Here is a 26046-nt window from a genome sequence, read left to right as displayed (position 1 = left end):
GCATAGTAACTGCATCTTTGTATTCATGAAGAAGATATTGGTTACCCTATTGGTATTGATAACGTTTACCGGCTTCAGTCAGAACTTACGCTTAGCTGTTTATCAATACGCCGATAATCCCCGCATTAAAAACATACAACCCCTAGCAGATCTGCTACAGCAAAAATTAGGTATACAGGCATCTGTAAAAAGCTATCCTACAGTACCCGCTTTTATAGAAGCCATTCAAAAAGGTGAAGTGGACATTGCCTTCATCAATACGTTTGGCTACCTGCTGTTGCAAGCTAGTAGCAAGCACTATCCTATGGAGCCTAAAGTAGCCCTTACTGTTCCCGACCCAGACGACAATTACAAAACAGTCTTCATTGCCAGAGCACAATCGCCGATTCAACAGCTTAAAGATGTAACCACCTTTGGTAAACAAACCCGGCTGGGATTGGTTGCCATTGGCTCTACCAGTGGCAACCTGGTACCGCGACTGGCCTTAACCCGCATTGGTGTAACAAATGCTGAACAACAGTTTCAAAGCGTTATGTATACTGGCACACATGCCAAAGCCATTCAGGCCCTATTAAGCAATCAGGTAGACCTGGCTGCAATGGGCAATAGCGAATATGCCAAACTGGATAGCATAAGCAAGCTGCAATTAAGACCTATTTGGATCTCTACAGAAATTCCGCTAGGCCCTGTACTATTTAATAAAAAGCTAAGCAAATCGTTACAGCAACAAATAGAGCAAGTTCTGCTAACAGTGCACGAGCAGGCGCCTGCTGTTTTAGAGTCCATAAAAGCTGCCTGGACAGAGGCTAAACAAGCTACACATTTTGATAAGACACATGGAGAAACTTACCTACCCTTTCTGAATCAGTTTGGTAGCATGAAATCCATTGAACCTATACTAAAACAGTTTGCTAATTAAGTCAACGCACTATTTAGTACAAGTCAGGTGCTAGCTTCTGTAACAGGCGATTGCCTTTCTGGTAAGAACAGACGAAAACAAGCTCCTTCGCCATGGTTACCTTCAGCAACAATAACTCCCTGGTGATTGAGCACTACTTTTTTACAAAGCGCCAGCCCAATTCCAGAGCCCGGATAGTCGTTGCGATCACCTAAGCGTTTGAACAAACCAAAAATGTTATCTGCCATTTTTTGATCAAAGCCTATTCCATTATCGGAGCATGTAATTTCAAAATAAGAAAGCAGTGGATTCAACCCGGCCTGTGCTATTACGGCTTCTGGAGAAAGTTTTTGTACCCTGATTTGCAGGTAAGGCTCGCGGTCGGGATGACTAAACTTCAACGCATTATTAATCAGGTTATAAAACAGTTGCGTCATTTGAATAGGAACTGCTTCTATAATTGGCAAAGGCTCCACTTCTATTGTAGCACCCTTTTGAGCAATGAGTAAATCCAGATCCCGCAGCACTTTTTGCACAATTCCTTTTAGATCTGTTTCTACAAAAGCATCTTCTTGCCGGATGCTGGAAAAGCTGAGAACATCTTTAATTAAACCTGACATGCGGGCAGCGGCATTCGCAATGCGTGTCAGGTGCACTTTTCCGCTTTCGTCTAATCGATCACTTTGTGTTTCGTTGAGAAAGTCACTAAATATCTGGATCTTTCGCAGTGGCTCCTGCAGATCGTGCGAGGCAGCATAGGCATATTGCTCCAGTTCCGTATTGGAGTGTTCCAGTGCCTCAATCTTTTTCTTTAACTCTTCTTCATAGCGTTTCAAATCAGAGATATCATGGAAGGTGACAGTAATGCCATCATCGCGTTGCGCCAGCAATACATAATACCAGCCGTTCCGGTTGTTTTCTTTATACCATACCTCCAGTTCCTGCATTTCACCCTTTTCCACCACTTGCTTAAACCTTTCCATTAGCTTGTATTCCTGCACAAAGCCATCCATGCCGCTTAGCCGTTGGCCCACCAATTTATCTGGCGTCGCTCCTAAAAACTTTTTAATGGCATAATTGGCGTACTCGATCTCAAAATCACTGATCGTATCCCCTTGCCGAATAGCTTTAAATGATACCACGCCATTTTGTGTAGTGTTTAATACTGAGCCAAGGAAGCCCTCTAACCAATTTCGTTTCCTGACCAATAAAATGTTTGAGATCAGGGTCCAGACTATGAGAGCAATGGCTACAATGGTAAAAACGAGGGTAAGAATGCTAGTAAGGTGTGTTAGCTGCTGTAGTTCAATTTCCCGTTCGGCTAAAAGGTTCAATTCATACACCACCCCTTCATTGATAGCCATATGAATAATAAAAAGCTGCTTCAAACGCCAATCTTCCTTGTCCGCTACAATGCCTACCACTCCTTTTTGTAAGAGGGTACCTAACTGCTGTTGTATCCAGAGGCCGATTGAATCGACCCGGTTGCGCTGTTCAGGGTTGTACTGCACCAGGCGCTTTAACCGGCCTACTTCCCTATCCAGGCCCTCAGCATCTACTTTATACAGGTAGAAGAATTTATCATAAGCCTGCTCATGTTGGGGTGAGTAGATCTGTGCACTTTTAAAATGATTGGATAAACGTTCAAAGGAATTGATCACCTCACGAGAATGATCAACGGCAGCAGTATACTCCTTCATGGATTTGAAGCTCCACTGATTAATTATGGTAACTACTACCAAAAGAAAAAAACCAATAAAGAAAGAGTATAGGGCTTTTTTATTCATAGTGCCGTCCGGTGCTGTCGTTATATGGCTACATCTAGCGCATCCTATTCTAGCAAAATGTGTGCTGGAAATGAGGAAAGGATCCTATTAGGGCGCTTCGCGCTGAATGTGTCACGCAGAGGCGCAGCGAACACAGAGGGAGGAACCACGGAGGCACTGGGAACACAGGGGGACACAGAGAAGATTGTCTGAACCGGGATTTGGGGAGATTTAGGGATGAGGGAGAAAAGAATATTGAACAAGGAACAAGGAATGATGAAGGAAGAAGTGAGGAAATGTTCAATGCTCAATTTTCAATGATCAATGATCAAGGTACAAGTAAAGAAAAGACTTGCTCTACAGGGGCCATTTTGTATCTTTAGGGACTTCTTTTGGTGAGATTTTCTGCTCTTCTTATTACATTTTTCTTTACTATTTCTTATTGGATTTCTACCGGCTTTGAAGGGGCAGGATACGGGTGAGGTATCGGGTGGGTATGGGCCGAGGTACGGATGAGGTACGGATGAGGTACGGGTGAGGTACGGGTGAACCTACAGGACACCTACAAGTTAGTATGACGTTAGTAGGAAGAGACTATGAAGAAACCATGAAGGAACCATGAAGGAAGAACGGTAAAAGGGAGAAATTTAAGGGAAATATTAGGGGCGTTTATTATTTAAAGGATGGGGGTTACCTATAAAAAAAGCACTCCCGTCAAAGGAGTGCTTTCTATTTTACAGCGATTGATCTACAGGTTGCATGCGCTGGGCCCTTTTCACGTCTCACGTTTGACGTTTCACGACAACTCACCACTGACCATTCACCACTCACACCATTTACTCCCGTTCAATAATCTGGATATTCCAGCGATTGCGGATCATATAGGTAGTCAGGATCATTTTCATGGTTTCCATGGATAGACCCAGGTAGATAGCGATCATGGCAATGATCTCACTCTCCTTTTCATCTACCTTACCATCGGCGGTCATGATCTCACAAGCCATGGCAAAGAGCGTTTCTTTAAACTCCTCATCTACTAATGGAGCCGCTTCTTCAATGAGCTTTTTACTACCATGTTCAGCTTGTAGTGAAAGGGCCTTACGGGTTAGGTCGTTTAGGGAATGGCCACGAAAACGGGCTGACATTACCAGCATGCGGGACAAATGTTCAATCTGGGCTTGGGTAAGTTGCTGTCCCGTAAATAAGACACTGGCAAATAATATAGCAACGGCCGCTTCCTGCTCGGTTTCAATTGGTAATGAGTGCATGGCTCAAATGTAGGAAACTTGCATGGCCCAAAACTGAATTTATTGTTGACACGACATGTAGTTCCTTAATTTAGCGCCCAAGTAATATACAACATGAGCATTCGCATTTTTGTTACAGGTGGCACTTTCGATAAGGAGTATAATGAACTCAGTGGTCAATTGTTTTTTAAAGACTCCCACCTTCCGGAAATGCTGGACCTGGGCCGTTGCCTGGTGCCTGTAGACATCCGCACCCTGATGATGATTGACTCGCTGGATATGACCGATATGGACCGCGAGCTGATTGTTCGTCATTGCCAGGAGGTAGATGCCACACAGATCATTATTACGCATGGTACCGATACCATGGCCTTAACGGCACAACTGCTGGCAGAAAGAATAAAAGATAAAACCATTGTACTTACGGGTGCTATGATCCCTTATAAGTTCGGCTCGTCTGACGGGTTATTTAACCTGGGCAGCGCTATGGCATTTGTACAAACACTGCCACCCGGCGTTTATGTAGCTATGAACGGACGTTACTTCCATGCCAATAATGTAAGAAAGAATAAAGAAAGCGGCGTATTTGAAGAATTGCGCTAAAAGCTTAGCATTTCTATTATGTTGTAGTCTATTACCTATAACCATCATCATTGGTTGCAAAACCAATAGGTTGTGGTTATATTGCTGAAGCCTGTCTCTTTTAGTGAAGAAGGACAGTGCCTGAAAATTCATTTAGCGGTAGCTAAATCTTTTTTAATTTACCTTTTTAAAATCTCGTACATGAAAGCCATTTCTACACTGCTAGCTGGTTGTATACTAACCCTCACAACCTCGGCACAATCGATCTCCACCGGAGTTTCTTTCAACAAAAGCACACAACCCGCCATAATGCTGTTACTACCCTATTCGGAAAGCATAACCGAAGGCGCTATTCTACAAAAACTGCGCGACAATGGCTATGACCCGGAAACAAAAGGCAAAGCATTTTGGAAACAAAACAAGGTAAATGGCTTCTATACATTCAAAAGTGTTGTATTAAAAGACATATATGAAAGCCCACTGGACCTGTATTTTAAAGTAGAGCCAAGGGGAAAAAAGGAAAACGAAACAGCCACTGTCTATTTTTTGGTAAGTAAAGGCGATGAAAAGTTTATTACACCGGAAGCTGACCAAGAAATTCATAGCAATGCTAAGAAGTTCTTGAATAAGTTGGTGGATGAGTCGGCTGCTTATAAGCTTAAAGTGGAAATTGAGGATCAGGATGGTGTGGTAAAAGAAGCCGAAAAGAAGTTGACAAAAACCCAAGAGAGCGAACAAGAGTTACAAAAGAAAATTGTACAGTTACAGGAAGAAATCCGCCTGAACAAACTACAGCAGGATAACCAGAAGAAAGTAGTTGAAACAGAAAAAGCGAAACTGGCTGAATTGAAAGGTAAGGTGAAGAAATAGTGAGAGAGGCTGCAAGCTGCAAGCTACACGCTGCAAGCCAAACAGCCGTGGGGTGAGTGGTGAGTGGTGAGTAGAGAGCTGTAAGCTGCAAGCTGCAAGCGAAACAGCCGAGAGAGAGTAGGTCCCAGTTGACAGAGGACAGTTGACAGAAGGAAAAGTGAGTGGTGAGTGGTGAAAAGTAATTCAAGTGTAGACAACAATTTTTCTTAGCTAAATTAAAAGAGGGCAACAGTTCTGTTGCCCTCTTTTAATTTAGCTATAGTCTTAGTTGTGCTGTAATTCACTATTGGCAGCTATACACCAAATTGGGTCAGGTGGTGATCAAGATGTTTGTATTGGTGTAGGCCCCAGTCGTTAGTGGTCATTTTGCCAAAGAAAGGGTGCGGTACAGGTGGTAGGGCAGATCCCTGTTGCACAAACCGGTTAAGCCAGTACAACAACTGCTTTTTCTCATTTTCAAAGTCAGTGTTAGCAGATGGTATTAATTCCTTGGCGGTAGGCAGGTTTTTTGCCCAAGGCTTATTACTCAACATTTGCTTTTTAGCAATACCGCCTATCAAGATTCCAATAAGGGGCCTCTTGATAGTCTTTTGTCCAAAGTATAGCTCCAGCGCAATACCACAATGCGCCATCATCTGGCCCACGTTCATCTTGCCCCATTGCGCCGGTGTAGTTGACGTTAGCTTTTCAATACGCTGTGTAATTTCCGTTGCTGCTGTTTTGTCAAATAAGCTCTTCATAATTATTAGTTGGCAGTTGGTAGTTGACAGATGACAGTCTTCAACACCATCTATTTTTTATAAGATTAAGTCTAATTAATAAAAGGACAACAAAGCTGTCAACTGCCCTCTATCATCTGTCATCTTATAGATCCTCTTCCCTTTCCAGCATGAGGATCGCGCTTTGTGGTACAATAAAATATTTTTGGTCCTGGTACATGACCTCGGTGGCACCGCTGAGAAGGAAAATAGCCAGGTCGCCCTCACGCGCCTGTAGCGGGATATACTTGACCTGGTCTTCCGTATTCTTCCAAGGCTCATCTTCTGCGGGTACCGGTAATACGTAACCTGGGCCAGTTTTTATGACATACCCCTGTTGTACTTTTTCACGTTCCTGAACGCCGGGTGGGAGGTAAAGACCGCTTTGGGTACGCTCGTGTGGTGTAGTAGGGCGAATCAGCAGACGGTCGCCAATGATAATGAGTTTCTGCAATTTGTTGTCTGGAGTAATTCGCATAACAGCTTCAAATTCAGGCTGCAAAGGTAAATCAGATAGTGGTAACGTTTTTGCATATTAATGATCTATAAGAACGGTATAGTGTTTCGAGCGGAAACCACTAATTTTAGGCAACTAATAAAACCCATTATATGGAAGGAAAGAAAGCAAAAATCTTGTTATGCGAGGATGATCCCAACTTAGGCTCTGTTTTAAAGAATTACCTGGAATTGAATGATTATGATGTAACCCTGGAACGAGACGGCCGTTTGGGTCTGGCCGCTTTTCAACGTGAACAATTTGATCTTTGCCTGTTGGATGTAATGATGCCAAATATGGACGGCTTTACACTAGCAGAAGAGATTCGCGATATAAACCCCGATGTACCCCTGTTTTTCCTGAGTGCTAAAACTATGAAGGAAGACATTATTCAAGGTTACAAGCTGGGTGCTGATGACTATATCACCAAACCTTTTGACAGTGAAGTATTGCTGCACAAGATCAAAGCGATCTTAAAGCGCAATGAAGAGCTGAACAAAGAAGCTGAAAATAAAGAGTTTGACCTGGCTGGCTATCATTTTAACCCAAAACTGCGTGAACTTTCGCATGCTGGCAAAACACAAACCCTTTCTCCAAAAGAGAATGAGTTATTGAAAATGCTGTGCGAGCACATGAATGATCTGTTACCTCGCGAGCAAGCGTTAAAACGCATTTGGGGTAGCGATACTTATTTCAATGGCCGTAGTATGGATGTGTACATTGCCAAACTGCGTAAGTATCTGAAGGAAGACTCCAATATTGAGATTGTCAATATTCATGGTAATGGCTTCCGTCTGGTAGTGCAGAATCCGGCGTAGAGCAGCGCACGCCCCCGGCCCCTAAAGGGGAGGGCAGCGCACAAAGCCAGGCAGAATAATGAACAAGGAACAAGGAATGATGAAAGAAGAAGTAGCGGAAATGTTCAATGCCGTGTTCAACTCATAAATGCAAAGGTTGTTTTAAAGGTAAAGGGATTGTGCCTCCGGCGGAGTTATTCAAAAGGGTTAGGATTAAAGGTGTAGTTGATTAGGTGTTTGATAGCCAAACATTCTCAAAGGGCGGTTGTTGATCAAATCCTCTACTTTTTTGACTGCCGCCTGACTGACTAACGAAAAGTCGGTCTGCTTGGGAAAGAACATGCGGATCAAACCGATACGATTTTCCACCGATCCTTTTTCCTGCGAGGAGTAAGGATGGGTAAAAAAGGTGGGAACCTTTAGCTTGTAGTGTAGGGCAAAGCTCTGGTCGTTATCAAAGGTAATCGTCTTTGCCCCGCAGCTTTGTACAATCCGCTTTATTTTACCAATCACATAAACACTGTCCTTGTTTTTCAGGTGCCGGATCCAGGTCTTACGGGTTTTGCGGTCCAGCACCACCAACAACCCGGGTTTTCTGTTTTTTCCCAGCATGATATCGCATTCCAAATGGCCCTTTTGGCTTCTTTGTGCAGCCCTTTTAGGCCGCAGCTCGATCCACCTTCTGTCAATGATATTGCCCCGCATCTTTCTTTTATTGCCTCGTTTTCGCTTTCTTGCTGCATGCCGCAGGTACCGGTACAACTGCTGGTAACACTGGTCTTTACGGCTTTTGGAAAACTTCATCTGCCAGATCCACTGGTAAATCCATTCTGCTGAGACAAAGCCGCAAAAGTGTTTTTTGCCTTCCACCGCAATGAGTTCCGGAGAGAGTCTTTTGGTTTTCAGTTGAGCGAAAACAAACGCCTTCATCGAGGCCGAAAAAAGCTCGTGCTTTTTCTTTTGCCGGTGTCGCAGGCGGCACCGCCTTTCCGCCACCTGGCCTAGATATTTGGCCTTGCCTACCCGGTTTCTTTTCACTTCCCTACAGATGGTGGACACCGAACGGTTCAACACCAGGGCAATGGCGCTGAAAGACAATCCCTGTTGTAAAAGAACTTCAATTTGGGTGCGTTCATCTTGTCCCAGTTGGTTAAATGATCTAACTTTATCCATACTAAGTTACTTACTAAGTAAAAGGGAGACATCTTCACCGCAAATGATTGGATGTTTCCCTTTTGAATTTAATAAATCAACTTTGCATTTATGAGTTGAATCTAGGAATGCTCAACGTTCAATATTCAATGAGCAATAAGAAAAGAAGAAAAGACTATAAAGAAAAAGCACTCCTTTGGTGGAGTGCTTTTTCTTTTATTGGATAGCAGTTGTTTTCTGTTATTTATCTGCGCTATCTGTGGGAGACGCTTGTGCGTGGGCCTCCCCTTTAGGGGCCGGGGCGTGCCGGGCTTTACTTCTTAATAATCTTCTCTGTAAGCACCTTATTATTGTTTGTAACCTGTATGAAATAAGAACCAGCAGGCTGTTTTGTAAAGTCTATTTCAGTTCGGGTTTTAGTAGTTTGCTGTTGTGCTACCACTTCTCCATTTGCATTAAGAACACGTATAAAGGAAGTACCGTTCTTCAGCCCGCTAATAACAATATTATTCACTACTGGATTTGGAGCCAGGCGTAGTGTGTAAGTAGCCGCGTCGTTGGAAGCACTTACAACAGCTGAATACTCAAACTTGTTATCTACGTCAACCATCTTTAACCGGTAATATATTTTTCCCTGTACGTTAGCCGCATCAGTAAAAGAATAGCTACGCTCGTATGTACTGTTACCAGCGGCATCGACTTTACCTATCGTGTTGAAGTTCCTTCCATCTGTACTTCTTTGCACTTCGAAGAAGGCAGTATTCTGCTCGGATGCAGTGCGCCACACTAATTGATTCGTACTGCCCTTTATTAACTCAAAGCTGGTAAGTGTGAGTGGAAGGGTAACAGGGGTAGTAGAACCAATAGTAAAGAGGGTGCCATCTGCCAAGTTAACAGAATTAAATGTATAAACTGTTCCAGACTGTATGGCTCCGCCTATAACACCAACTCCATCCGTTTCGTCGCTAAATACGCCATCATTATCAGTGTCAATCAATAAACGTAAGTCAGCTGCACTAGCTACCGGTTGGTCACCAAGGTCAATGCTTAAAGTAACAGTGCCTACCTCTCCTGTTTCAGAAACAGCCCATGTTCTGTTCATACGCTTAACCAAGCCGGTTGGTATATCTGCCGCATCTGCTGCAAGGCTTCCATTATTGTGGCCAATGAATAGAAAATTGCTACCAGCAGCCAAACCTGATGGATTGTCCATACTGATTTTGATTATACCGGCCCCTACTGCACTTGTCACTTGTGAATTATCATCGGCTTGCCCAATACCGGTTACATCAAAATCGTACCCATTATTATCCTTCGTATAGAAATCATCAGCACTAAGTGTAGTACCATATTTGGCCGACAGGTAGTTCTCTACCAGTATGCGTTCAGCCTTGGTTACAGACCTATTGAAAAGGATGAATTCGGCTATATCGCCGTTCCAATACTCTGCACCCGATCCTGCAGTGCCTGTAAGGTTCCCGATGCCAAAATAATTTACCCCAGCCCCGTTCGACACACTAGCACCGCTTACTTCCTGTGCACCATTCATCCAACCAGAAAAAGTAGTGGTAGTATAATTTGCAGTAATAAGAAAGGGCGTATTAGCAACTGGCTGATCAGAAAAGTCACCGACAGAGCTACCTGAAAAGTAGGTGAACTTCTTTGTCGCTCTATCATCAAAACCAATGGTCCGGTCATATCCACCATTATCGTGACCAAACAACTTCGATTTTACTCTTAAAGCAGTCTTATGAGATGCCACAGCAAACACGGTAAAATTGGGAGTTACCGCGGGACTGATGTCAAATGGTACTACTAATTGATTATTAGCAAAGCTTAAAGCTGGCTGTCCATTACTAAACGATGCCTTATACGTAGGCTTTAGTGCTACAGCATCTGTTTGCCTTGCGTACAGGTTACTACCGGATTGATCATTCCATTGTTGCACGGCTTGTCCATTGGCAGCTGCAGTAACACCTGCATTGGTATACGCATTTTTATCAGCACGCAACCATACTTTTAAGGAAGAAGTGCCGTCGGTGGTTCCTACACCACCAGGACCTGTTTGGGTAAATCCAGTTTTAATTGCTAAAAGAAAAAGAAAGAAAAATGATGCTTTAAGGTAATGTTGTTTCATAAGCGTTTTAATAGCTGTTAGCAGTGGTTAAGAAGCCAAAAGTATTTTGCGCTTATAAGCCCTTATAAGTAACAATGAATGGAATAACAGTTTAGCTGTATGTATTGATTGAAACTTCTCATATGATAGGCAACATTAATAAAAGCTGATGCCTGTAAGCACTTTGCAAAAACGCTATAGTGTATATGCACCAGCAGCATACACCAGGCATAAAAGCAAAAGGATTGAGTTAAAACTCAATCCTTTTGCTTTATAATAAATACGCTTATATGCTTTTAATCTATAGAATCTTAATCATCCTGGTTCTACAAACTGAATAGTGTGCCTGTAGCTCCATAAGCCGGTGGCGTTTTACCCAAATGCTCATACGCTTTTTCAGTAGCCTCTCTGCCACGAGGCGTGCGCTTGATAAAGCCTTCCTGGATCAGGAACGGTTCATACACTTCTTCCAGCGTACCCGCTTCTTCACCAACAGATGTAGCAATGGTGGTGATACCTACAGGCCCACCTTTAAACTTTTCAACAATAGCTGCCAGAATGCGGTTATCCATTTCATCCAGGCCATGCTCGTCAACATGCAGAGCACGTAGGGCGTGTTGGGTAATACCTATATCGATCTGTCCATCGTTCAATACCTGGGCAAAGTCTCTTACCCGGCGCAATAACCCGTTAGCAATACGAGGCGTACCTCTACTGCGGCGGGCTATTTCACCAGCAGCGTCAGTATCAATTTGGGCATTTAAGATATGTGCTGCCCGTAAAATGATCTTTTGTAAGGTTGTAGAATCATAATACTCCAGGCGCGACTTAATGGCAAAGCGGGATAGCAACGGTGCTGTTAACAAACCGCTACGTGTGGTAGCACCTATAAGCGTAAAGGGATTTAAATTGATTTGAATGCTCTTGGCATTAGGACCGCTATCGATCATGATATCGATCTTATAATCTTCCATAGCGGAATACAGATATTCTTCTACGACTGTACTCAAGCGGTGAATCTCGTCAATAAACAATACATCACTTGGCCCCAGGTTGGTTAACAAGCCTGCCAGATCACCTGGTTTTTCAATGACTGGACCAGAAGTTTCTTTGATGTTTACGCCCAACTCGTTGGCAACGATGCGTGATAAGGTGGTTTTACCTAAACCAGGAGGGCCATGAAACAGCACGTGATCCAATGCCTCACCGCGAATCTTAGCGGCCTTAATAAAAATGCGCAGGTTTTCAATGATCTGCTCCTGCCCTGAAAACTGCTCTATATCCTTTGGTCGTATATTATTCTCAAACTCTTTATCGGCTGCTGATAACCCCTCCTGCCCACTTTTTAGATTAGGATTTGACATGCGTAAATATACAAAACAGCAGCTAGATGGAGTGTTAAAGAGGTGTAGAAAAAATATATTTGCATATACAAATAACGATATTACCTTTGTGTCCTCAAATGAAAGTAAGCGGTTCTAAATATGGTCAATGCCTTTACTTTACTTCTGCTGCACTAGCCCGCAAAGTGGAGAAATTGGCACAAGCCAGCTGGAAGAAAGTAGACCTCTCTCCCAGCCATGGCTATTTATTAATGTCCATCTTAGAAGAGCCAGGCATGCAACCAACCGCCTTAGCGGAGCAGCTACAGTTGCAACCCAGCACCATTACCCGTTTAATTGAGAAACTAGAAGAAAAAAGCTGGTAATCCGTACTACGGAAGGAAAGATTACCAATGTTTACCCTACGCCAAAAGCAAAAGAATTACTACCAAAGATGAAAACCTGTGTAGAGGAATTCTCAGGCCATTACATGCGCTTATTGGGTGAAAAAGAAAGTGCAGTGGCCGTACAGCAAATTGCCACTATCACTGACCAACTATAGGAGTTAAAAATTTTTATACCAATGTTTGTATATACAAACATCATTCAAAACCATGAATCATGAAATACGTTATTACAGGAAGTGCAGGACACATATCAAAGCCATTGGCAGAACAATTATTGGCGGCCGGCCATGAAGTAACTGTTATAGGCAGAAACGCAGAACATTTAAAAGAATTAACGGATAAGGGAGCAAAAGCAGCAATTGGGTCTATAGAGGATGTTGCTTTTTTAAAACAAGCTTTTGCCGGCGCGGATGCTGTATACACTATGGTACCGCCCATATTTAATGTAACTGACTGGAAGGCTCATATTGGAAAGGTTGGTAAAAACTACGCCGATGCTATTCAAGCAAACAACATAAAGTACGTAGTGAACCTAAGTAGCTTTGGCGCGCATAGACCAGACGGTTGTGGCCCCGTCAGTGGCTTATACCGCGCAGAAGGTGCTTTGAATGCACTAACAGATGTCAATATCATACACTTACGCCCCGGTTACTTCTTTCAGAATTTCCTGGGCAATATTGATATGGTAAAACACATGAACATCATTGGCAGCAATTTCGGTGGTGATGATTTCAAGTTGGTTTTAGCCGATCCTAGTGATATTGCTGCAGTAGCTGCTGAAGCATTATTAAAATTAGACTTCAAAGGACACACCGTGCGTTATATTACCAGCGATGAACGCAATACTGCAGATATTGCTTCTGTATTAGGAAAAGCGGTTAACAAACCCGAGTTGCCTTGGATAATCTTTACCGATGAACAGGCCGTAGAGGGTTTAAAGCAAGCTGGCTTACCAGAGGAAATTGCCAAGAACTATACAGAAATGGGTGCAGGTTTGCGCACTGGAATTATGGCGGAAGACTATTGGAAAAACCGTCCTTCCAGCTTTGGAAAAACTAAACTGGAAGATTTTGCCCAAACCTTTGCAGCCGTATATAATAAGAGCTAAAACTTACAAGCAGTTCTCTTACTGAAATTGTGATAATTGCTTTTCAATTTCAATATCGTTCACTACTACATAAAAAAGAAAGGCAGGTAACAATAAGAGCCACCTGCCTTTCTTTTTCATGCTTCTCTACGAAACCATTTATTTACTGCGCAGTTGCACAGCAATCCTTCTATCTTGTCGTCTTTCTTCATCTGATGCAATTGCTGGTACTTTCGCAAAGGCAGACCCATAGCCTTCAGCCCCCACTAATTGGCTTGTATTTGCACCAGAATTTTTTATGGCATTCAATACAGCATCAGCGCGCTGCTGGCTTAAGGTCTTATTAGCCGCATCATTGCCAGTTTTATCTGTATAACCGCCTATTTTAATTTTGGCATTTGGATAGGCATTTAAGATCGATACAATGTTACGGACCTGCAGCTGGCTGGATGGTGTAAGCTGTGCACTACCGGTTTCAAAATTGATATTATCAAAGTCAAACCACTTTTCTTTTCCTGCAGTACAACTAGCGTCATTTAAACAGTTCACCAACTTATCTTCTATACCTCCCTTATAGGCATCTATTTCCACTCCATTTGTCAACCGCACTCTTACCGCAGCTCTATTCGTTTCAATCGTTGTTGTAGTTATCGGTGCTTCTGTTGTTGTAGTTGTTGGCGCTTTTGCTGCACGGTTTTCCGTAGTAGTAATATTGGTTTTTGCAGTTGATGTTGTATTATCGTTTCTGTTACGATTTAAGAGCCAAATCAAAGCAATAGCTCCAAGTCCTAACAGTAACCAGGCCATCATACTAGACTTTCGCCGCTCGGGCACGGTCTCCACACGTGCCATTCGAGGTGTTTCGCCTGTAATAGTTGTTGTACGGCCAGCTCTGAGTGGTTCGCCAAGAAAGCTATCTAATGAAAATCCTGATGGCAACGCATTGCCAATATCAGCTTTTTGACTAGACAGATAGGACGTCAACCCCTGAGCAGACAAATTTTCTTCTCTTGCATGCCTTCCTATAACTCCTAAACCAATAGGAGCAATAATACCCATAAGTCCTTGAACGGCATTTGACTTTATGCCAGCAAAATTGCCAATAGATGAAAGGATATTTGAGGCATTACCACCTAGCAAATTCTCAAGTCGACCCAAACCTCCAGTCAGAAAAGAACTCATTTCACCAGTAAACAAACGCTGCGGCTGGCTTAATACATTACTGTCAGCAGCCTCATAGGCATCATTTAATAAGCCTTGCGCATTACCTGTTTCAGCACGATTGACAAACATGCCCAACACTGTGGGAATGATAGCAGTAAGTGCCTTGTTAATACCAGTTGGAGATTCACCCAAATAACTACTGGCTCTTTCCACTAAACTTGGAGACAGATAGCCGCGAACGGTATCCAGAAGATTGAATGCCATAACTGTTCATTTTAGCTGTTTAAAAAAAGTAGCTATCATTAGATACAGTGCATGTATGGCGAGAAGTCTAAAATTAGCTTTTATACTTTCAATTTACAACCCCAAAATGACAAGAAGGTCATAAAACAAACTGTTCCATACCAAGGATGAGTTCAGGGTTCGGACAGTTGTAGAGGTAGCTTTCCCTTTCGGAAAACCGACAAACGCCGGGATAATCACCATTATAGCCTTGCATATCCAAGATCAACTGAAAATGTAAATGTGGCGGCCAGTTACCATTTTCAGCTATATCACCAAAACTCGCTATCCAGGCCCCCTTCTCGATCTCCTGCCCTTGCTGTTTATCCTGGATAGAGTTTAAGCTTAAATGACCATATAAGGTATGAAAGATTAAGCCATTGATTTCATGCTGCAGGATCAGGGTTGCACCATAATCGCCATAGGCATCATTAAAACCTACGCTATGGACGGTTCCTGCTAAAGGCGCATATATCGGCGTATCTACTGGTCCCCAAATGTCAGTACCTAAATGCAATCGACGCGGCTCGGCCCCCTTTCCCCCGAAGGGGGAACTTAGGTCAGATTGTTCCTTTATACTTGGCAATTGGCTTAAACGTAAGAGAATAGTTTGAAGGACTTGATCTTTTTGATGTAACACTTGGTCGTTTGTGAACCGGATAACGGTAAAGCCTTTTTGTATTAGCGCCTCACTTCTAGCTTGACCACTTTCTTTATTATCTGGAAGTTGATGAATCAAACCATCAACTTCAATTATAAGACGTTTGCCTAAACACACAAAATCGGCGATATACTTGTCAATAATATGTTGTTGCCTAAAGCGATATCCTCCTAGTTGTCGTCCCTTCAAAGCATACCATAAAACTGCTTCAGCATGCGTAGGCTGTTTTCTATGGCTTAAAGCATATTCTTTCAACTGCTTATAATAAAATGGATCCGCCCATTGGCAGCCATAGCTACCTTCCCTCTCGCCTAATAAACTATCCAAATCCTCCTCATCATCTTCCTCAAGCTGGCCTTGTGCGTTGAGGTCATCCCCTTCGGGGAGGCAAGGAGGGGCCACTGAGGGGGCTGCTCCATCAAAAACCTCACTCCTGCTATAAATAGTCCGGTGCTCATTGTAACCACCAATACCATAAGTAGCACCGGCTTGTTTCAGCTGCTTGTCTACATATTCAGAGAAAAGGATTGTATTGGATAAGATCTCAGGCGTTAATTCTGTGTTGTTAGCCGTAAAGTCTAAGCGTAAAAGTTTGTCTGTTTTCTGTACAGGTACAACCGCGTGAAAATCAACCTTACATGCATTTAACCGCTCTTCAAATTTATTTTTAACCATAACAAGTCTTCAATAATTTTAAGGACATCCCACAAAACTAAATTAAAGCACATGATGAAAAGACTGATGGCTGCAGCTGCACTAGCCGTAAGCTTGAGTAGCGCCGCACAGGAAACACCCCTTTGGATGCGCTATCCTGCCATATCACCGGATGGCAAAACCATTGTGTTTAGCTACAAAGGTGATCTATACAAGGTGCCCGCCAGTGGTGGTGAGGCCTACCCTTTAACCTTGCACGAAGCGCATGATTTTATGCCCGTTTGGAGCCGCGATGGCAAATGGATTGCATTTGCATCTGACCGCTATGGCAATTTTGACGTGTATGTAATGCCAGCTGCAGGTGGTGAAGCCCGTCGCCTAACCTATCATTCGGCTAATGATTACCCTTATGATTTTACGCCTGATGGAAAGACGGTTTTGTTTGGCACTAACCGGAATGACGTTTATACATCTGCTCGATTCCCGCAAAAGGGTTTGTTCCAGAAGTTATACCAGGTACCTGTAACCGGTGGCCGCTCTGTAATGTTCTTATCGGCAGGCTCTGAGTTTGCCCATTTTAATAGCAAAGGTGATAAGGTGATCTTCCAGGACCGCAAAGGTTATGAAGACGCCTGGCGCAAGCGACATACATCTTCCGTTACCCGCGACATCTGGGTATACGATACCAAGAAAGATGAATACACACAAGTGTCGGCTTTTGAAGGCGAAGACCGTGAGCCGGTATGGGGTGGCGATGATAACACATTCTACTACCTGAGTGAAAAAGACGGTTCTCAGAATATTTATAAATCTGTACTGGGCGGACAAAGCTCAACACAGGTGCTTACCAAATTAAAAGACCACCCGGTACGTCACTTAAGCCGGGCCAATGACGGTACATTATCTTTTACATATAACGGTGAAATTTATACGCTGAAAGAAGGTGGTTCACCACAAAAGGTAGCCATCCGCATTGGAACAGATACCCGCACTAACGCCGAAAAGATCTTACCAATCAATACAGGTGTTACACAAACAGCTCTTTCCCCCAACGGAAAGGAGATTGCCTTTGTGGTGCGTGGAGAGGTCTTTGTAACCTCTGTAGAAGGTGGCTTTACTAAACGTATTACCAATACGCCTGAACAAGAGCGTAGTGTTGAATTCAGTCCTGATGGCCGTACCCTTTATTATGCTTCAGAGCGCGGCAATAGCTGGGATATTTACCGTGCTACTATTGAGCGTAAAGAAGAACCTTACTTCTATACATCCACAGTGATCAAGGAAGAACCGGTAGTGGCTACAGAAGCTGAAGAATTTCAGCCCGACATCTCTCCCGATGGAAAAGAGATCGCCTACTTAGAAGAACGAAATGTTTTGAAAGTATATAACATCGCTACTAAAAAAAGCAGAACCATTGTACCTGCTGGTGTTAACTTTTCGTATGCCGATGGAGACCAGTACTATACCTGGTCGCCCGACGGCAAATGGCTGGCGTTTAATTCAGCAGAAGGCCGCTGGGGCTCTTCTGAAGTAGCCTTAATGAAAGCTGATGGCAGTGGCCAGCGTAAGAACGTAACTACCAGCGGCTTCTTTGATGGTTCTCCCAAGTGGGCCTTTGGTGGTAAAGCCTTATTATGGACAACCGACCGCGATGGTAAAAAGCCACTGGCTTTCCAAGGTGCTCGTGAAGTGGATGTATATGCTATGTTCTTTGACCAGGAAGCGTATGATAAATTCCGTCTGACCAAAGACGAGTTTTCCTTACTGAAAGAAAAAGAGGACAAGGATAAAGAAGCTGCCAAGAAAGATACCAGCCTGAAGATCGCTGCACCAAATAAAAACTGGGAGCCACTGTTTGAAGGATTGGATAATCGTAAGATGCGCCTGACGATTAATTCGGGCAATATTTCTGACTTTATGCTAAGCAATGATGGCGAGAAATTGTACTTCTTAGCAAGAATGGAGAAAGGTTATGATCTGTGGATGACCAATCCACGCACTAAAGAAACCAAACTGATTGCGAAGCTAGATGGCGGTCCTGCTGGTCTTGATGTTTCTAAAGACGGCAAATCATTGTTTGTAGTTAGTGATGGCAAGATCATGAAAGTGGATGCTGATGCAGGAAAAGTAAGCCCTGTTACAGTTAATGGTGAAATGGTATTGAAGGCTGATAAAGAAAGAGCTTACATCTTTGATCACGCTTGGCGCCAGGTAGCTAAGAAATTCTATGATCCGAAAATCCATGGATTGAACTGGGATAAGTACCACGCAGACTATGCCAAGTTCCTACCTTATATCAACAACAACTACGACTTCCAGGAGTTATTGAGTGAGTTCCTTGGCGAGCTGAATGCTTCGCATACAGGTGGCCGCTACGCACCTCCGCAACAGAATACAGACGCAACCGCTTCGCTTGGCTTACTCTATGATGAAACCTATGCCGGTGAAGGCGTTAAGGTTATGGAAGTATTGGAAGGTGGTCCATTTATCAATGCACGCACCAAGATCAAAAAAGGTGTGATCATTGAAAAGATCGACGGAGAAGCTATCCCTGATAATACAGATTGGGCCTACTTACTTAATCGAAAAAATAGCAAGAATGTTCTGTTAAGCCTTTATGATCCAACGACAAAACAACGCTGGGAAGAAACCACTAAACCCATCACACAAGGTGAAGAGCAAAACCTGTTGTATAACCGTTGGGTAGCTATGAACCGCAAAAAAGTAGAAGAGCTATCGGGCGGTAAAGTAGGCTACGTACATATCCAAGGTATGAACGATGGTAGCTATCGCACCGTATATGAGGACGTGCTAGGTAAGGCTGCTGATAAAGAAGCACTGATTGTAGATACACGCTTCAATGGCGGTGGCTGGCTGCACGACGACCTGGTAACATTCCTGAGTGGTAAGAAATACTTAGACTTTTCACCGCAGGGTGTAAAGCCTATGGTGGGTGAACCACGTAATAAATGGACGGCGCCATCTACTGTGCTCATGAGCGAAAGCAATTATTCTGATGCCTTCATCTTCCCCTATGCTTATAAGAGCCTGGGTATTGGTAAAACCATTGGTATGCCTGTTCCTGGTACAGGTACTGCCGTATGGTGGGAAACACAGATTGACCCCACAATAGTATTTGGTATTCCAATGATTGCCACTATTGGAAAAGAAGGACGTCCTACTGAAAACCTGCAACTAGAGCCAGATATTAAAGTGCCAAATGATTACAAGTCGGTGCTGGCAGGTAAAGATCCTCAACTGGAAAGAGCCGTGAAAGAAATGTTGGATGAGATCAAAAAAGAAAAAGAGAAAAAAGGGTTCTAGCGGCCCCCTGTCCCCGGAAGGGTAAGGCCCCACCCGGCCTCCCCGAAGGGGAGGAGACCGGCCCCCTCTAACTCCCCCGAAAGAGGAGAATACCGTCGCACAGAGGCCAGCTTTGCCACGATACTTTACTTTTACAATTAGAGCAATAAACAAAAAAGCACTCCACTGAAGGAGTGCTTTTGTTATATATTACTCTATAATCTTCTGGTGCTGTGCGGCAGCTAAGTCCTCCCTTCGGGAGGATTTAGGAGGGCCTTCCCCCCTTCGGAGGCAGGTTTTTTTTCACGAAACGGACTGCCTCAGGGCGCTATGTTGCAGCGTATTCACTTCAGGCAGATCAATATATTTTAGCAATTGTTCTTCCAACAAATTAGCGAACGTTTCAAAGTAAAGAATTACATCTTCCCCCTTATTCTTTTGCAGCCATTGAAAACCACCAGGCAAGCGTTCCAACACTGCCCGGTCTTTTAGGTATTCTAGGCAATGAATATCAGTAGGCGTAAGCCCAATTGCTTCCAATTTACCAATAAGCAAGTAAGCCGGTGCGCTGGTTACTTCGCAATAATCTTCTGCAATTTCTGTCCATTCACCAATACCGGTATGAGCATGCTTTAGTATCTCTTCTTTTGATAAATGCGTAACTACCTGCAATAAATGGCCACAATTACAAGCTCCATGATGGCCCCAGGCATAGTGAGCGCCTTCTCTTAATTGTTTAGCAGCCTGACGCAAAGCGCCAATCAAAGTCAGGTTTGGGTAAGCCATAACATCGTTTTTATTATTCGCACAAAAACAGCGCCTTTTTGTTGTTCTGAGTGGGCTAGATATGATGCATTGTACTAAACTGATGAGTAGAAAAGAAACTTGCTAACCAGCTGCCATAGTGATATGAGAAGTTGAAAGGTGTAATCCGCTATATTTCATGGCAATCAAAACATTTATTGAATACTAGGTTCCTAATCAATTATTATTTCTTTTATTGCTTATCCAACGCTAAGCGAAAGCAACAGATGGATAGTAGCAGCGTTAATGGGGTAAATACCATTTTTTCAAAAGTATTTATAGATAACAAATTGCCTATAGTATTCAAGAGAAAGAGACCACCCATACACCATAAAACAATATAGATCAGCAAAGGCTTAATGCGAAGTTTTAAAATACCAGTATGGATAGCAACAACAGCAAGCATTATCAGATTGATCGCAATCGATATCATTTCAAATCGCACCATTTGCGAATGATTGGTTAGCCGTCCACCCCAAACAATTTGGAAAGGCACAATACTGACCAAAACCAGAAGGTGAAATAGCACAATCAGCGATAATGTAATAAGGATGCAGTAACTGGCAGTGCGTTTGGTAAATAGCTTATTCATAATTGCTGCTACAAAGGTATGGCGTATGGAAGAGGTAAAACGGTTATACTTATCCCTCTTCTTTTATTGCCACAGCAATCTTTGAATCGGCTGTTCCATAATAAAGCAGCCACCGGTTTTGAAAGTATACCAATCCTTCAACAAAGCAGACTTCATTCACTTCGCCTGTTCGCTCATAAGACCTGTCGGGGAAAATAAAAGGCATATCCATACGCTTAACCAATCGATAAGGCATACTGCTATCAAATAAAGCTTGTCCGGCGCTGTATGCAAAGCGCGGCTTTGCCCTGTCATTATAATTAGCCGCATTACTGCCATTATAGATAAGCAGGATGCCTCCTTTGTACAAGAGCGCAAAAGGGCCTGGTTCTACCAGCCTACTATCGAAATAACCTGGACGTGGATTAAGTACAGGCACCATCTGTTTGCTTTCTTCACTGGTAGCCACCTCCCAATGAATGAGATCATCAGAAGTAGCCATAAAAATATTGCTATCACCAAAATACATCCAGTATTTGCCTTTTACCTTGGCAGCCACTACCCGATTGCCTTGCAACCGGGCCAGGATAGCGCCTGACTTCGACCATAGGTTTTTATACTGTTCGCCGCGAATCACTAACCCATGCTTTGTCCACGACTTTAGATCAGAAGAAGTGGCCAGGCAAAGCCGGGCTGTTTTACCATCGTAGGCAGTGTAGGTAAGAATATACATGCCATCTTCCCGCTCTACAATACGGGGATCTTCAACACCGCCTTTCCATTCATACTTTTTCAAACTATCGCTTTGAGGAAACAACACGGGCCAGCGCTCTTTTTTAAAATGCAAACCATCATCACTAACAGCTAACCCTAAACGTGACGTCATGGCCTGATCCTGCGCCCGGTAGAGCATATAGACCTTTCCTTCTCTTACTACCGCGGCAGGATTTAATACATTTCTTGCTTCCCACTGAACACCTTTGCGACTTATAGGGCAATAAAAAGTAGAAGTAGAATCGGGTTGCAAAATCGGATTAAGCCGGTCCATTTTGACAAAACCAAGGAGCGTCCAATCACTATCCGCTTCAGCTAGCGGATGCTTTGTCTGTTTCAGATTGCAGTTAACAAACAGTAATACAATCAACAAGAGATAGTACTGCTTCATTTTGATCATTTTAGTATAGAACACCAAAAGACCCTTTCCTCTAAGGCAATGAATTTGTACTCTAAAATTAATTAGAAGAACCCGGTTTGTAAAGTACCAGCGTTATAGAAACAGATTTGGTTTATTGATAACTACTAATGACAAACGCTTACGAAAACATGCAGCTGATCAATATGTAAGTAACATCTGATAATTAGGATTGGCATGCGCGTCGGTAAGTTTAAAATCAAAATTACCTATAGCCTGAAAACCCATCTTTTTATAAAAGCGCAGCGCTCTTTCATTTTCTGTCCAGACAAACAGCCACATACCATTCTGATGATGCTCTTTAGAGAGGTCGATATTAAATTGCGTTAGTTCAGCGCCCAGCCTTAACTCGTAGAAAGCTTCCAGCAAATAAAGTCGTTCCAGCTTGGTTACATGTGGAAGTGAGATATTTGGATGTTTAGCGTCAAAAATGATCTTTGAATAGCCGGCTGGCTGCTCATTGTGATAAATGATGTAATAAATATTAGCAAAGTCACGCAACTCTTGCTGCATCACCTCCAAGTTAAACTTATCGTTTACATACTCGTCGATGACAGTTGGCGTAGCGCTACGACCATGCGATTCAATAAAAGATAGTCTCCCGATATGTGCCAGTAAGGGAGCATCTGCCACTTGTGCCTTTACAATCGATATCATTTCTTTCGCTTCTTCTTAAAGCAGCAAAGATCGATTACTTAAAGGGAATACAAAGTCAAAACCTTTCATAGAGCAGATACAATAAAGCATTTTCTGAGCAACAGATTTAACTTTACATCCTTATCATACAATAGATAAAATGGCCAAGAAAGCAATTATTCTCGACTTGGATAATACTATTTATTCGGTTGCCTCTATTGGAGAAAAGTTGTTTGCCTCCCTTTTTCAACAGATAGATGCAAGCGGACTGCCAGCTCATCAAATTACTGAAATCAAAGATGCCGTTATGCGTGAACCTTTCCAGGTAGTAGTGCGACGATACCAGTTTGATCATTCCTTTTTGCAAACGACAACACAGCTGTTACAAGGCCTTACGTACAATGAGCCGATCGATGTTTTTCCGGATTACCATGAAATAAAACAATTACCAGCAGATCGATTTCTAGTCACAACAGGCTTTAAAAATTTACAGACCAGCAAGATCAAGAATATGGGCATTGAACAGGATTTCAAAGAAATACATATTGTTGATCCTAATACGGGTGAACGAACAAAGAAGACCGTATTTGCAGATATTTTACAACGATACAACCTTACCCCTTCTGACGCGTTAGTGGTGGGTGATGATCCCGAGTCTGAAATAAAAGCTGGAACCGAACTGGGCATTGACACAGTACTCTATGATAAGTTTAACCGGTATCCAACCTACAACGCCACCAATAAAATTTCTGACTTTAAAGAACTTAACCGTTTTATATAAAACTACTGTACGTAACTAATTAGAAACCTGCCAGGCTTCTTTTACATAAGCATGGCAGGTTAGCGTATTTTAAGAACCGCAACTGATACAACCATCCTGCATACTGCATGTGGCTCCATCTGTTTGCGCATCTCCTTCAGCTATAACCATAGGATCCTTCACTTGAATCTGTGAGGCAGCAGGCTGTTGTTCTGTCTGCTTCTGTACTGTAAACTGTACGGCTTGCGCCGCAGCTTGTGTACGCAGGTAATACATACCCGTTTTTAATCCTTTCTTCCACGCATAAAAATGCATAGACGTAAGTTTTGATGTGGTAGGGGTATCTATAAATAAATTCAACGACTGCGATTGACAAATAAAGGCACCTCTATCGGCAGCCATATCAATAATGCTTCGCTGTTTTATTTCCCAAACTGTTTTATAGAGTTCTTTTATACTGGCAGGTATTTCTGGTATGTGTTGAATGGAACCATTCGCTGCAATAATTCGGTTCTTCATATCATTATTCCATAAACCCAGTTCTACCAGGTCATTCAACAAGTGTTTGTTTACCACAATAAACTCACCGCTTAATACTCTCCTTGTATAAATATTAGACGTATAAGGCTCAAAGCATTCATTGTTGCCTAGTATTTGTGAGGTTGACGCTGTTGGCATGGGTGCCACCAGCAAGGAGTTCCTGACACCGTACTGCTTTACTTCATCTTTCAAGGCTGCCCAGTCCCAACGATTGGTAGGTGTTACACCCCACATATCAAACTGGAAAATACCTTTCGATACCGGCGAACCTGCAAATGTTTCATAAGGTCCAGACACTTTTGCCAGATCCTTGCTGGCCGTCATAGCTGCAAAGTAGATGGTCTCAAAAATGTTTTGGTTCAGCATTTTGGCCAATTCACTTTCAAAAGGAAGGCGTAGTAAAATAAATACATCTGCCAAGCCCTGAACGCCCAAACCTATAGGCCGGTGCCTAAGATTAGAATTCCTTGCTTCTTCAATAGGGTAATAATTATTGTCGATTATTTTATTCAGGTTTCGCGTGGCTTGGTAAGTGACTTCAAATAATTTTTGATGATCAAATTGGCCATCTACTACAAAACGCGGCAATGCAATAGAAGCCAGATTACAAACGGCCACTTCATCGGCACTCGTATATTCCATGATCTCTGTACACAGGTTACTGCTTTTAATAGTACCCAAATTCTGCTGATTGCTCTTACTATTGGCCGCATCTTTATACAGCATATAAGGCGTTCCCGTTTCAATCTGTGATTCCAGGATAGCAAACCACAACTCCTGTGCTTTAATGGTTCTCTTCGCCCGCCCTTCACGCTCATATCGTTCATACAAGACTTCAAATTCTTCTCCCCAACACTCACTTAAGCCCGGCGCTTCATTCGGACAAAACAAACTCCAATTACCATCTGCTTCCACCCGTTTCATAAACAGGTCTGATATCCAAAGAGCATAAAATAAATCCCTGGCACGGAGTTCCTCTTTGCCATGATTTTTTCGTAAATCCAAAAACTCAAACACATCGGCATGCCAGGGCTCTAAATAAATAGCAAAGGCTCCTTTGCGCTTTCCCCCACCCTGGTCTACATAGCGTGCCGTATCGTTAAACACACGCAGCATAGGAATAATACCATTACTTGTACCATTAGTGCCACTGATATAACTTCCTGTTGCCCTGACGTTATGAATGGCCAATCCAATACCTCCTGCGCTTTGAGAGATCTTGGCTGTCTGCTTCAAGGTATCGTAAATGCCATCAATGCTATCGTCTTTCATCGTTAGTAAAAAGCAACTACTCATTTGAGGCTTGGGTGTACCGGCATTAAATAAAGTAGGTGTAGCATGCGTAAACCATCTTTCGCTCATCAGATGATATGTATTAATAGCCTCTTCAATATCTTCCTTGTGTATTCCTAAAGCCACTCGCATATACATATGTTGCGGGCGTTCTACCACTTTGTTGTCAATACGCAACAGGTAGGACTTTTCTAATGTTTTAAAACCGAAATAATCAAAGGCATAATCCCGGTCATAAATGATGGTACTATCAAGCAGGTCGGCATGATCTTCGATAATCTGCATAACATCATCTGCAATCAGCGGCATTTTCTTTCCGGTAGTGGCATCGGTATATTGATGCAGTTTACGCATGGTAGCAGAAAAACGCTTGGTGGTGTTCTTATGCAAATTGCTAATAGCAATGCGCGATGCCAACCGTGCATAATCGGGATGTATGGTGGTTAACGAAGCGGCCGTTTCAGCAGCCAGATTATCCAGCTGTGTAGTAGGAACACCATCATAGATTCCTTCAATTGTTTTCTTTGCCACCTCGTGTATGTTTACCAATGAACTTAAAACATAAGATAGTTTTTCGATTCTGGCAGTAACCTTATCAAACTTTACCGACTCGCTCTTACCATTTCTTTTTATAACGAACATGATTTAATCTTTTAGAAGCTGTTTAAAAATAGTTTTTGTATTCACC

General features: G+C 42.9%; 22 protein-coding genes. 8 read left to right on the top strand and 14 right to left on the bottom strand.

Annotation, left to right across the window (positions count from 1 at the left end):
* Positions 1 to 25: 25 nt before the first annotated feature.
* Positions 26 to 919 (top strand): phosphate/phosphite/phosphonate ABC transporter substrate-binding protein, encoded by an 894-nt coding sequence (locus tag SY85_RS19585; RefSeq protein WP_066406726.1) that lies wholly within the window; start codon positions 26 to 28, stop codon positions 917 to 919.
* A 23-nt stretch (positions 920 to 942) separates the two neighbouring features.
* Here the strand turns inward: SY85_RS19585 and SY85_RS19580 are convergent, their stop codons facing one another.
* Positions 943 to 2685, bottom strand: coding sequence for a PAS domain-containing sensor histidine kinase (locus SY85_RS19580; protein WP_066406724.1), 1743 nt, complete (start codon positions 2683 to 2685; stop codon positions 943 to 945).
* Positions 2686 to 3500: 815 nt separating this feature from the next.
* On the bottom strand, positions 3501 to 3932 hold the full coding sequence (locus SY85_RS19575; RefSeq protein ID WP_066406723.1) for a tellurite resistance TerB family protein: 432 nt from the start codon (positions 3930 to 3932) through the stop codon (positions 3501 to 3503).
* A 93-nt stretch (positions 3933 to 4025) separates the two neighbouring features.
* On the opposite strand from SY85_RS19575, the gene SY85_RS19570 reads away from it, so the two are divergent.
* Positions 4026 to 4514, top strand: coding sequence for an asparaginase domain-containing protein (locus SY85_RS19570; protein ID WP_066406721.1), 489 nt, complete (start codon positions 4026 to 4028; stop codon positions 4512 to 4514).
* Positions 4515 to 4694: 180 nt separating this feature from the next.
* A complete protein-coding gene (locus SY85_RS19565) occupies positions 4695 to 5363 on the top strand; it encodes a coiled-coil domain-containing protein (protein ID WP_148661242.1) in 669 nt (222 codons plus the stop codon).
* 293 nt (positions 5364 to 5656) lie between these two features.
* Here SY85_RS19565 and SY85_RS19560 read toward each other — a convergent pair whose 3' ends face one another.
* Positions 5657 to 6103 (bottom strand): DUF1569 domain-containing protein, encoded by a 447-nt coding sequence (locus SY85_RS19560; protein WP_066406718.1) that lies wholly within the window; start codon positions 6101 to 6103, stop codon positions 5657 to 5659.
* Positions 6104 to 6227: 124 nt separating this feature from the next.
* A complete protein-coding gene (locus SY85_RS19555) occupies positions 6228 to 6599 on the bottom strand; it encodes a co-chaperone GroES (RefSeq protein WP_066410007.1) in 372 nt (123 codons plus the stop codon).
* A gap of 131 nt (positions 6600 to 6730) precedes the next feature.
* On the opposite strand from SY85_RS19555, the gene SY85_RS19550 reads away from it, so the two are divergent.
* Entirely contained in the window at positions 6731 to 7435 is a 705-nt protein-coding gene (locus SY85_RS19550) for a response regulator transcription factor (RefSeq protein ID WP_066406716.1), read from the top strand.
* Between the two features lie 192 nt (positions 7436 to 7627).
* Here SY85_RS19550 and SY85_RS19545 read toward each other — a convergent pair whose 3' ends face one another.
* The 3 genes from SY85_RS19545 to ruvB all read right to left on the bottom strand — a co-directional run bounded on the left by SY85_RS19545 (position 7628) and on the right by ruvB (position 12046).
* On the bottom strand, positions 7628 to 8587 hold the full coding sequence (locus tag SY85_RS19545; protein WP_066406439.1) for an IS30 family transposase: 960 nt from the start codon (positions 8585 to 8587) through the stop codon (positions 7628 to 7630).
* A gap of 292 nt (positions 8588 to 8879) precedes the next feature.
* The gene (locus SY85_RS19540; protein WP_066406714.1) at positions 8880 to 10703 is read right to left on the bottom strand and encodes a T9SS type A sorting domain-containing protein; all 1824 of its coding nucleotides are present in this window, start codon (positions 10701 to 10703) and stop codon (positions 8880 to 8882) included.
* A gap of 305 nt (positions 10704 to 11008) precedes the next feature.
* The gene (ruvB, locus tag SY85_RS19535) at positions 11009 to 12046 is read right to left on the bottom strand and encodes a Holliday junction branch migration DNA helicase RuvB (protein ID WP_066406713.1); all 1038 of its coding nucleotides are present in this window, start codon (positions 12044 to 12046) and stop codon (positions 11009 to 11011) included.
* Positions 12047 to 12144: 98 nt separating this feature from the next.
* Between ruvB and SY85_RS19530 the strand changes: the two genes are divergently transcribed.
* Both SY85_RS19530 and SY85_RS19525 read left to right on the top strand, forming a co-directional pair.
* A complete protein-coding gene (locus SY85_RS19530; protein ID WP_066406712.1) occupies positions 12145 to 12390 on the top strand; it encodes a MarR family winged helix-turn-helix transcriptional regulator in 246 nt (81 codons plus the stop codon).
* Between the two features lie 235 nt (positions 12391 to 12625).
* Positions 12626 to 13519, top strand: a complete 894-nt coding sequence (locus SY85_RS19525) for an NAD(P)H-binding protein (protein ID WP_066406711.1) — start codon at positions 12626 to 12628, stop codon at positions 13517 to 13519.
* 138 nt (positions 13520 to 13657) lie between these two features.
* Here the strand turns inward: SY85_RS19525 and SY85_RS19520 are convergent, their stop codons facing one another.
* On the bottom strand, positions 13658 to 14926 hold the full coding sequence (locus SY85_RS19520) for an OmpA family protein (protein WP_066406710.1): 1269 nt from the start codon (positions 14924 to 14926) through the stop codon (positions 13658 to 13660).
* Positions 14927 to 15044: 118 nt separating this feature from the next.
* Positions 15045 to 16280 carry an endonuclease domain-containing protein gene (locus tag SY85_RS26000; RefSeq protein WP_066406708.1) on the bottom strand — a complete coding sequence of 412 codons (1236 nt, stop codon included), beginning with the start codon at positions 16278 to 16280 and terminating at the stop codon, positions 15045 to 15047.
* 51 nt (positions 16281 to 16331) lie between these two features.
* Here SY85_RS26000 and SY85_RS19510 point away from each other — a divergent pair, with 51 nt between their 5' ends.
* Positions 16332 to 19583 (top strand): S41 family peptidase, encoded by a 3252-nt coding sequence (locus tag SY85_RS19510; RefSeq protein ID WP_066406707.1) that lies wholly within the window; start codon positions 16332 to 16334, stop codon positions 19581 to 19583.
* Between the two features lie 282 nt (positions 19584 to 19865).
* Here SY85_RS19510 and SY85_RS19505 read toward each other — a convergent pair whose 3' ends face one another.
* The 4 genes from SY85_RS19505 to SY85_RS19490 form a co-directional block, all read right to left on the bottom strand.
* Entirely contained in the window at positions 19866 to 20348 is a 483-nt protein-coding gene (locus SY85_RS19505) for a hypothetical protein (protein ID WP_066406705.1), read from the bottom strand.
* A 211-nt stretch (positions 20349 to 20559) separates the two neighbouring features.
* The gene (locus SY85_RS19500; protein WP_082886619.1) at positions 20560 to 20958 is read right to left on the bottom strand and encodes a hypothetical protein; all 399 of its coding nucleotides are present in this window, start codon (positions 20956 to 20958) and stop codon (positions 20560 to 20562) included.
* 49 nt (positions 20959 to 21007) lie between these two features.
* Positions 21008 to 22102: a glycoside hydrolase family 130 protein gene (locus SY85_RS19495; protein WP_066406702.1), complete on the bottom strand. Its 1095-nt coding sequence runs from the start codon at positions 22100 to 22102 to the stop codon at positions 21008 to 21010.
* 168 nt (positions 22103 to 22270) lie between these two features.
* The gene (locus tag SY85_RS19490; protein WP_066406700.1) at positions 22271 to 22786 is read right to left on the bottom strand and encodes a GNAT family N-acetyltransferase; all 516 of its coding nucleotides are present in this window, start codon (positions 22784 to 22786) and stop codon (positions 22271 to 22273) included.
* Positions 22787 to 22925: 139 nt separating this feature from the next.
* On the opposite strand from SY85_RS19490, the gene SY85_RS19485 reads away from it, so the two are divergent.
* The gene (locus SY85_RS19485) at positions 22926 to 23546 is read left to right on the top strand and encodes an HAD family hydrolase (protein ID WP_066406699.1); all 621 of its coding nucleotides are present in this window, start codon (positions 22926 to 22928) and stop codon (positions 23544 to 23546) included.
* Positions 23547 to 23615: 69 nt separating this feature from the next.
* On the opposite strand, the gene SY85_RS19480 is transcribed toward SY85_RS19485, so the two are convergent.
* Positions 23616 to 26000, bottom strand: coding sequence for a ribonucleoside-diphosphate reductase subunit alpha (locus SY85_RS19480; RefSeq protein WP_066406697.1), 2385 nt, complete (start codon positions 25998 to 26000; stop codon positions 23616 to 23618).
* Positions 26001 to 26046: the final 46 nt, after the last annotated feature.

This window comes from Flavisolibacter tropicus (genome assembly GCF_001644645.1).
GTDB lineage: Bacteria > Bacteroidota > Bacteroidia > Chitinophagales > Chitinophagaceae > Flavisolibacter > Flavisolibacter tropicus.
The sequence above is the reverse complement of the archived record's forward strand: the minus strand, read 5'-3'. Positions and strand labels throughout refer to the sequence as shown.

Coding starts and splice junctions, on each gene's coding strand:
- SY85_RS19540 (WP_066406714.1), bottom strand. CDS start 10,703: ATGAAACAACATTACCTTAAAGCATCATTTTTCTTTCTTTTTCTTTTA.
- ruvB (WP_066406713.1), bottom strand. CDS start 12,046: ATGTCAAATCCTAATCTAAAAAGTGGGCAGGAGGGGTTATCAGCAGCC.
- SY85_RS19580 (WP_066406724.1), bottom strand. CDS start 2,685: ATGAATAAAAAAGCCCTATACTCTTTCTTTATTGGTTTTTTTCTTTTG.
- SY85_RS19555 (WP_066410007.1), bottom strand. CDS start 6,599: ATGCGAATTACTCCAGACAACAAATTGCAGAAACTCATTATCATTGGC.
- SY85_RS19500 (WP_082886619.1), bottom strand. CDS start 20,958: ATGAATAAGCTATTTACCAAACGCACTGCCAGTTACTGCATCCTTATT.
- SY85_RS19490 (WP_066406700.1), bottom strand. CDS start 22,786: ATGATATCGATTGTAAAGGCACAAGTGGCAGATGCTCCCTTACTGGCA.
- SY85_RS19495 (WP_066406702.1), bottom strand. CDS start 22,102: ATGAAGCAGTACTATCTCTTGTTGATTGTATTACTGTTTGTTAACTGC.
- SY85_RS19530 (WP_066406712.1), top strand. CDS start 12,145: ATGAAAGTAAGCGGTTCTAAATATGGTCAATGCCTTTACTTTACTTCT.
- SY85_RS19510 (WP_066406707.1), top strand. CDS start 16,332: ATGATGAAAAGACTGATGGCTGCAGCTGCACTAGCCGTAAGCTTGAGT.
- SY85_RS19565 (WP_148661242.1), top strand. CDS start 4,695: ATGAAAGCCATTTCTACACTGCTAGCTGGTTGTATACTAACCCTCACA.
- SY85_RS19485 (WP_066406699.1), top strand. CDS start 22,926: ATGGCCAAGAAAGCAATTATTCTCGACTTGGATAATACTATTTATTCG.
- SY85_RS19480 (WP_066406697.1), bottom strand. CDS start 26,000: ATGTTCGTTATAAAAAGAAATGGTAAGAGCGAGTCGGTAAAGTTTGAT.
- SY85_RS19585 (WP_066406726.1), top strand. CDS start 26: ATGAAGAAGATATTGGTTACCCTATTGGTATTGATAACGTTTACCGGC.
- SY85_RS19570 (WP_066406721.1), top strand. CDS start 4,026: ATGAGCATTCGCATTTTTGTTACAGGTGGCACTTTCGATAAGGAGTAT.
- SY85_RS26000 (WP_066406708.1), bottom strand. CDS start 16,280: ATGGTTAAAAATAAATTTGAAGAGCGGTTAAATGCATGTAAGGTTGAT.
- SY85_RS19505 (WP_066406705.1), bottom strand. CDS start 20,348: ATGGCTTACCCAAACCTGACTTTGATTGGCGCTTTGCGTCAGGCTGCT.
- SY85_RS19550 (WP_066406716.1), top strand. CDS start 6,731: ATGGAAGGAAAGAAAGCAAAAATCTTGTTATGCGAGGATGATCCCAAC.
- SY85_RS19520 (WP_066406710.1), bottom strand. CDS start 14,926: ATGGCATTCAATCTTCTGGATACCGTTCGCGGCTATCTGTCTCCAAGT.
- SY85_RS19575 (WP_066406723.1), bottom strand. CDS start 3,932: ATGCACTCATTACCAATTGAAACCGAGCAGGAAGCGGCCGTTGCTATA.
- SY85_RS19560 (WP_066406718.1), bottom strand. CDS start 6,103: ATGAAGAGCTTATTTGACAAAACAGCAGCAACGGAAATTACACAGCGT.
- SY85_RS19545 (WP_066406439.1), bottom strand. CDS start 8,587: ATGGATAAAGTTAGATCATTTAACCAACTGGGACAAGATGAACGCACC.
- SY85_RS19525 (WP_066406711.1), top strand. CDS start 12,626: ATGAAATACGTTATTACAGGAAGTGCAGGACACATATCAAAGCCATTG.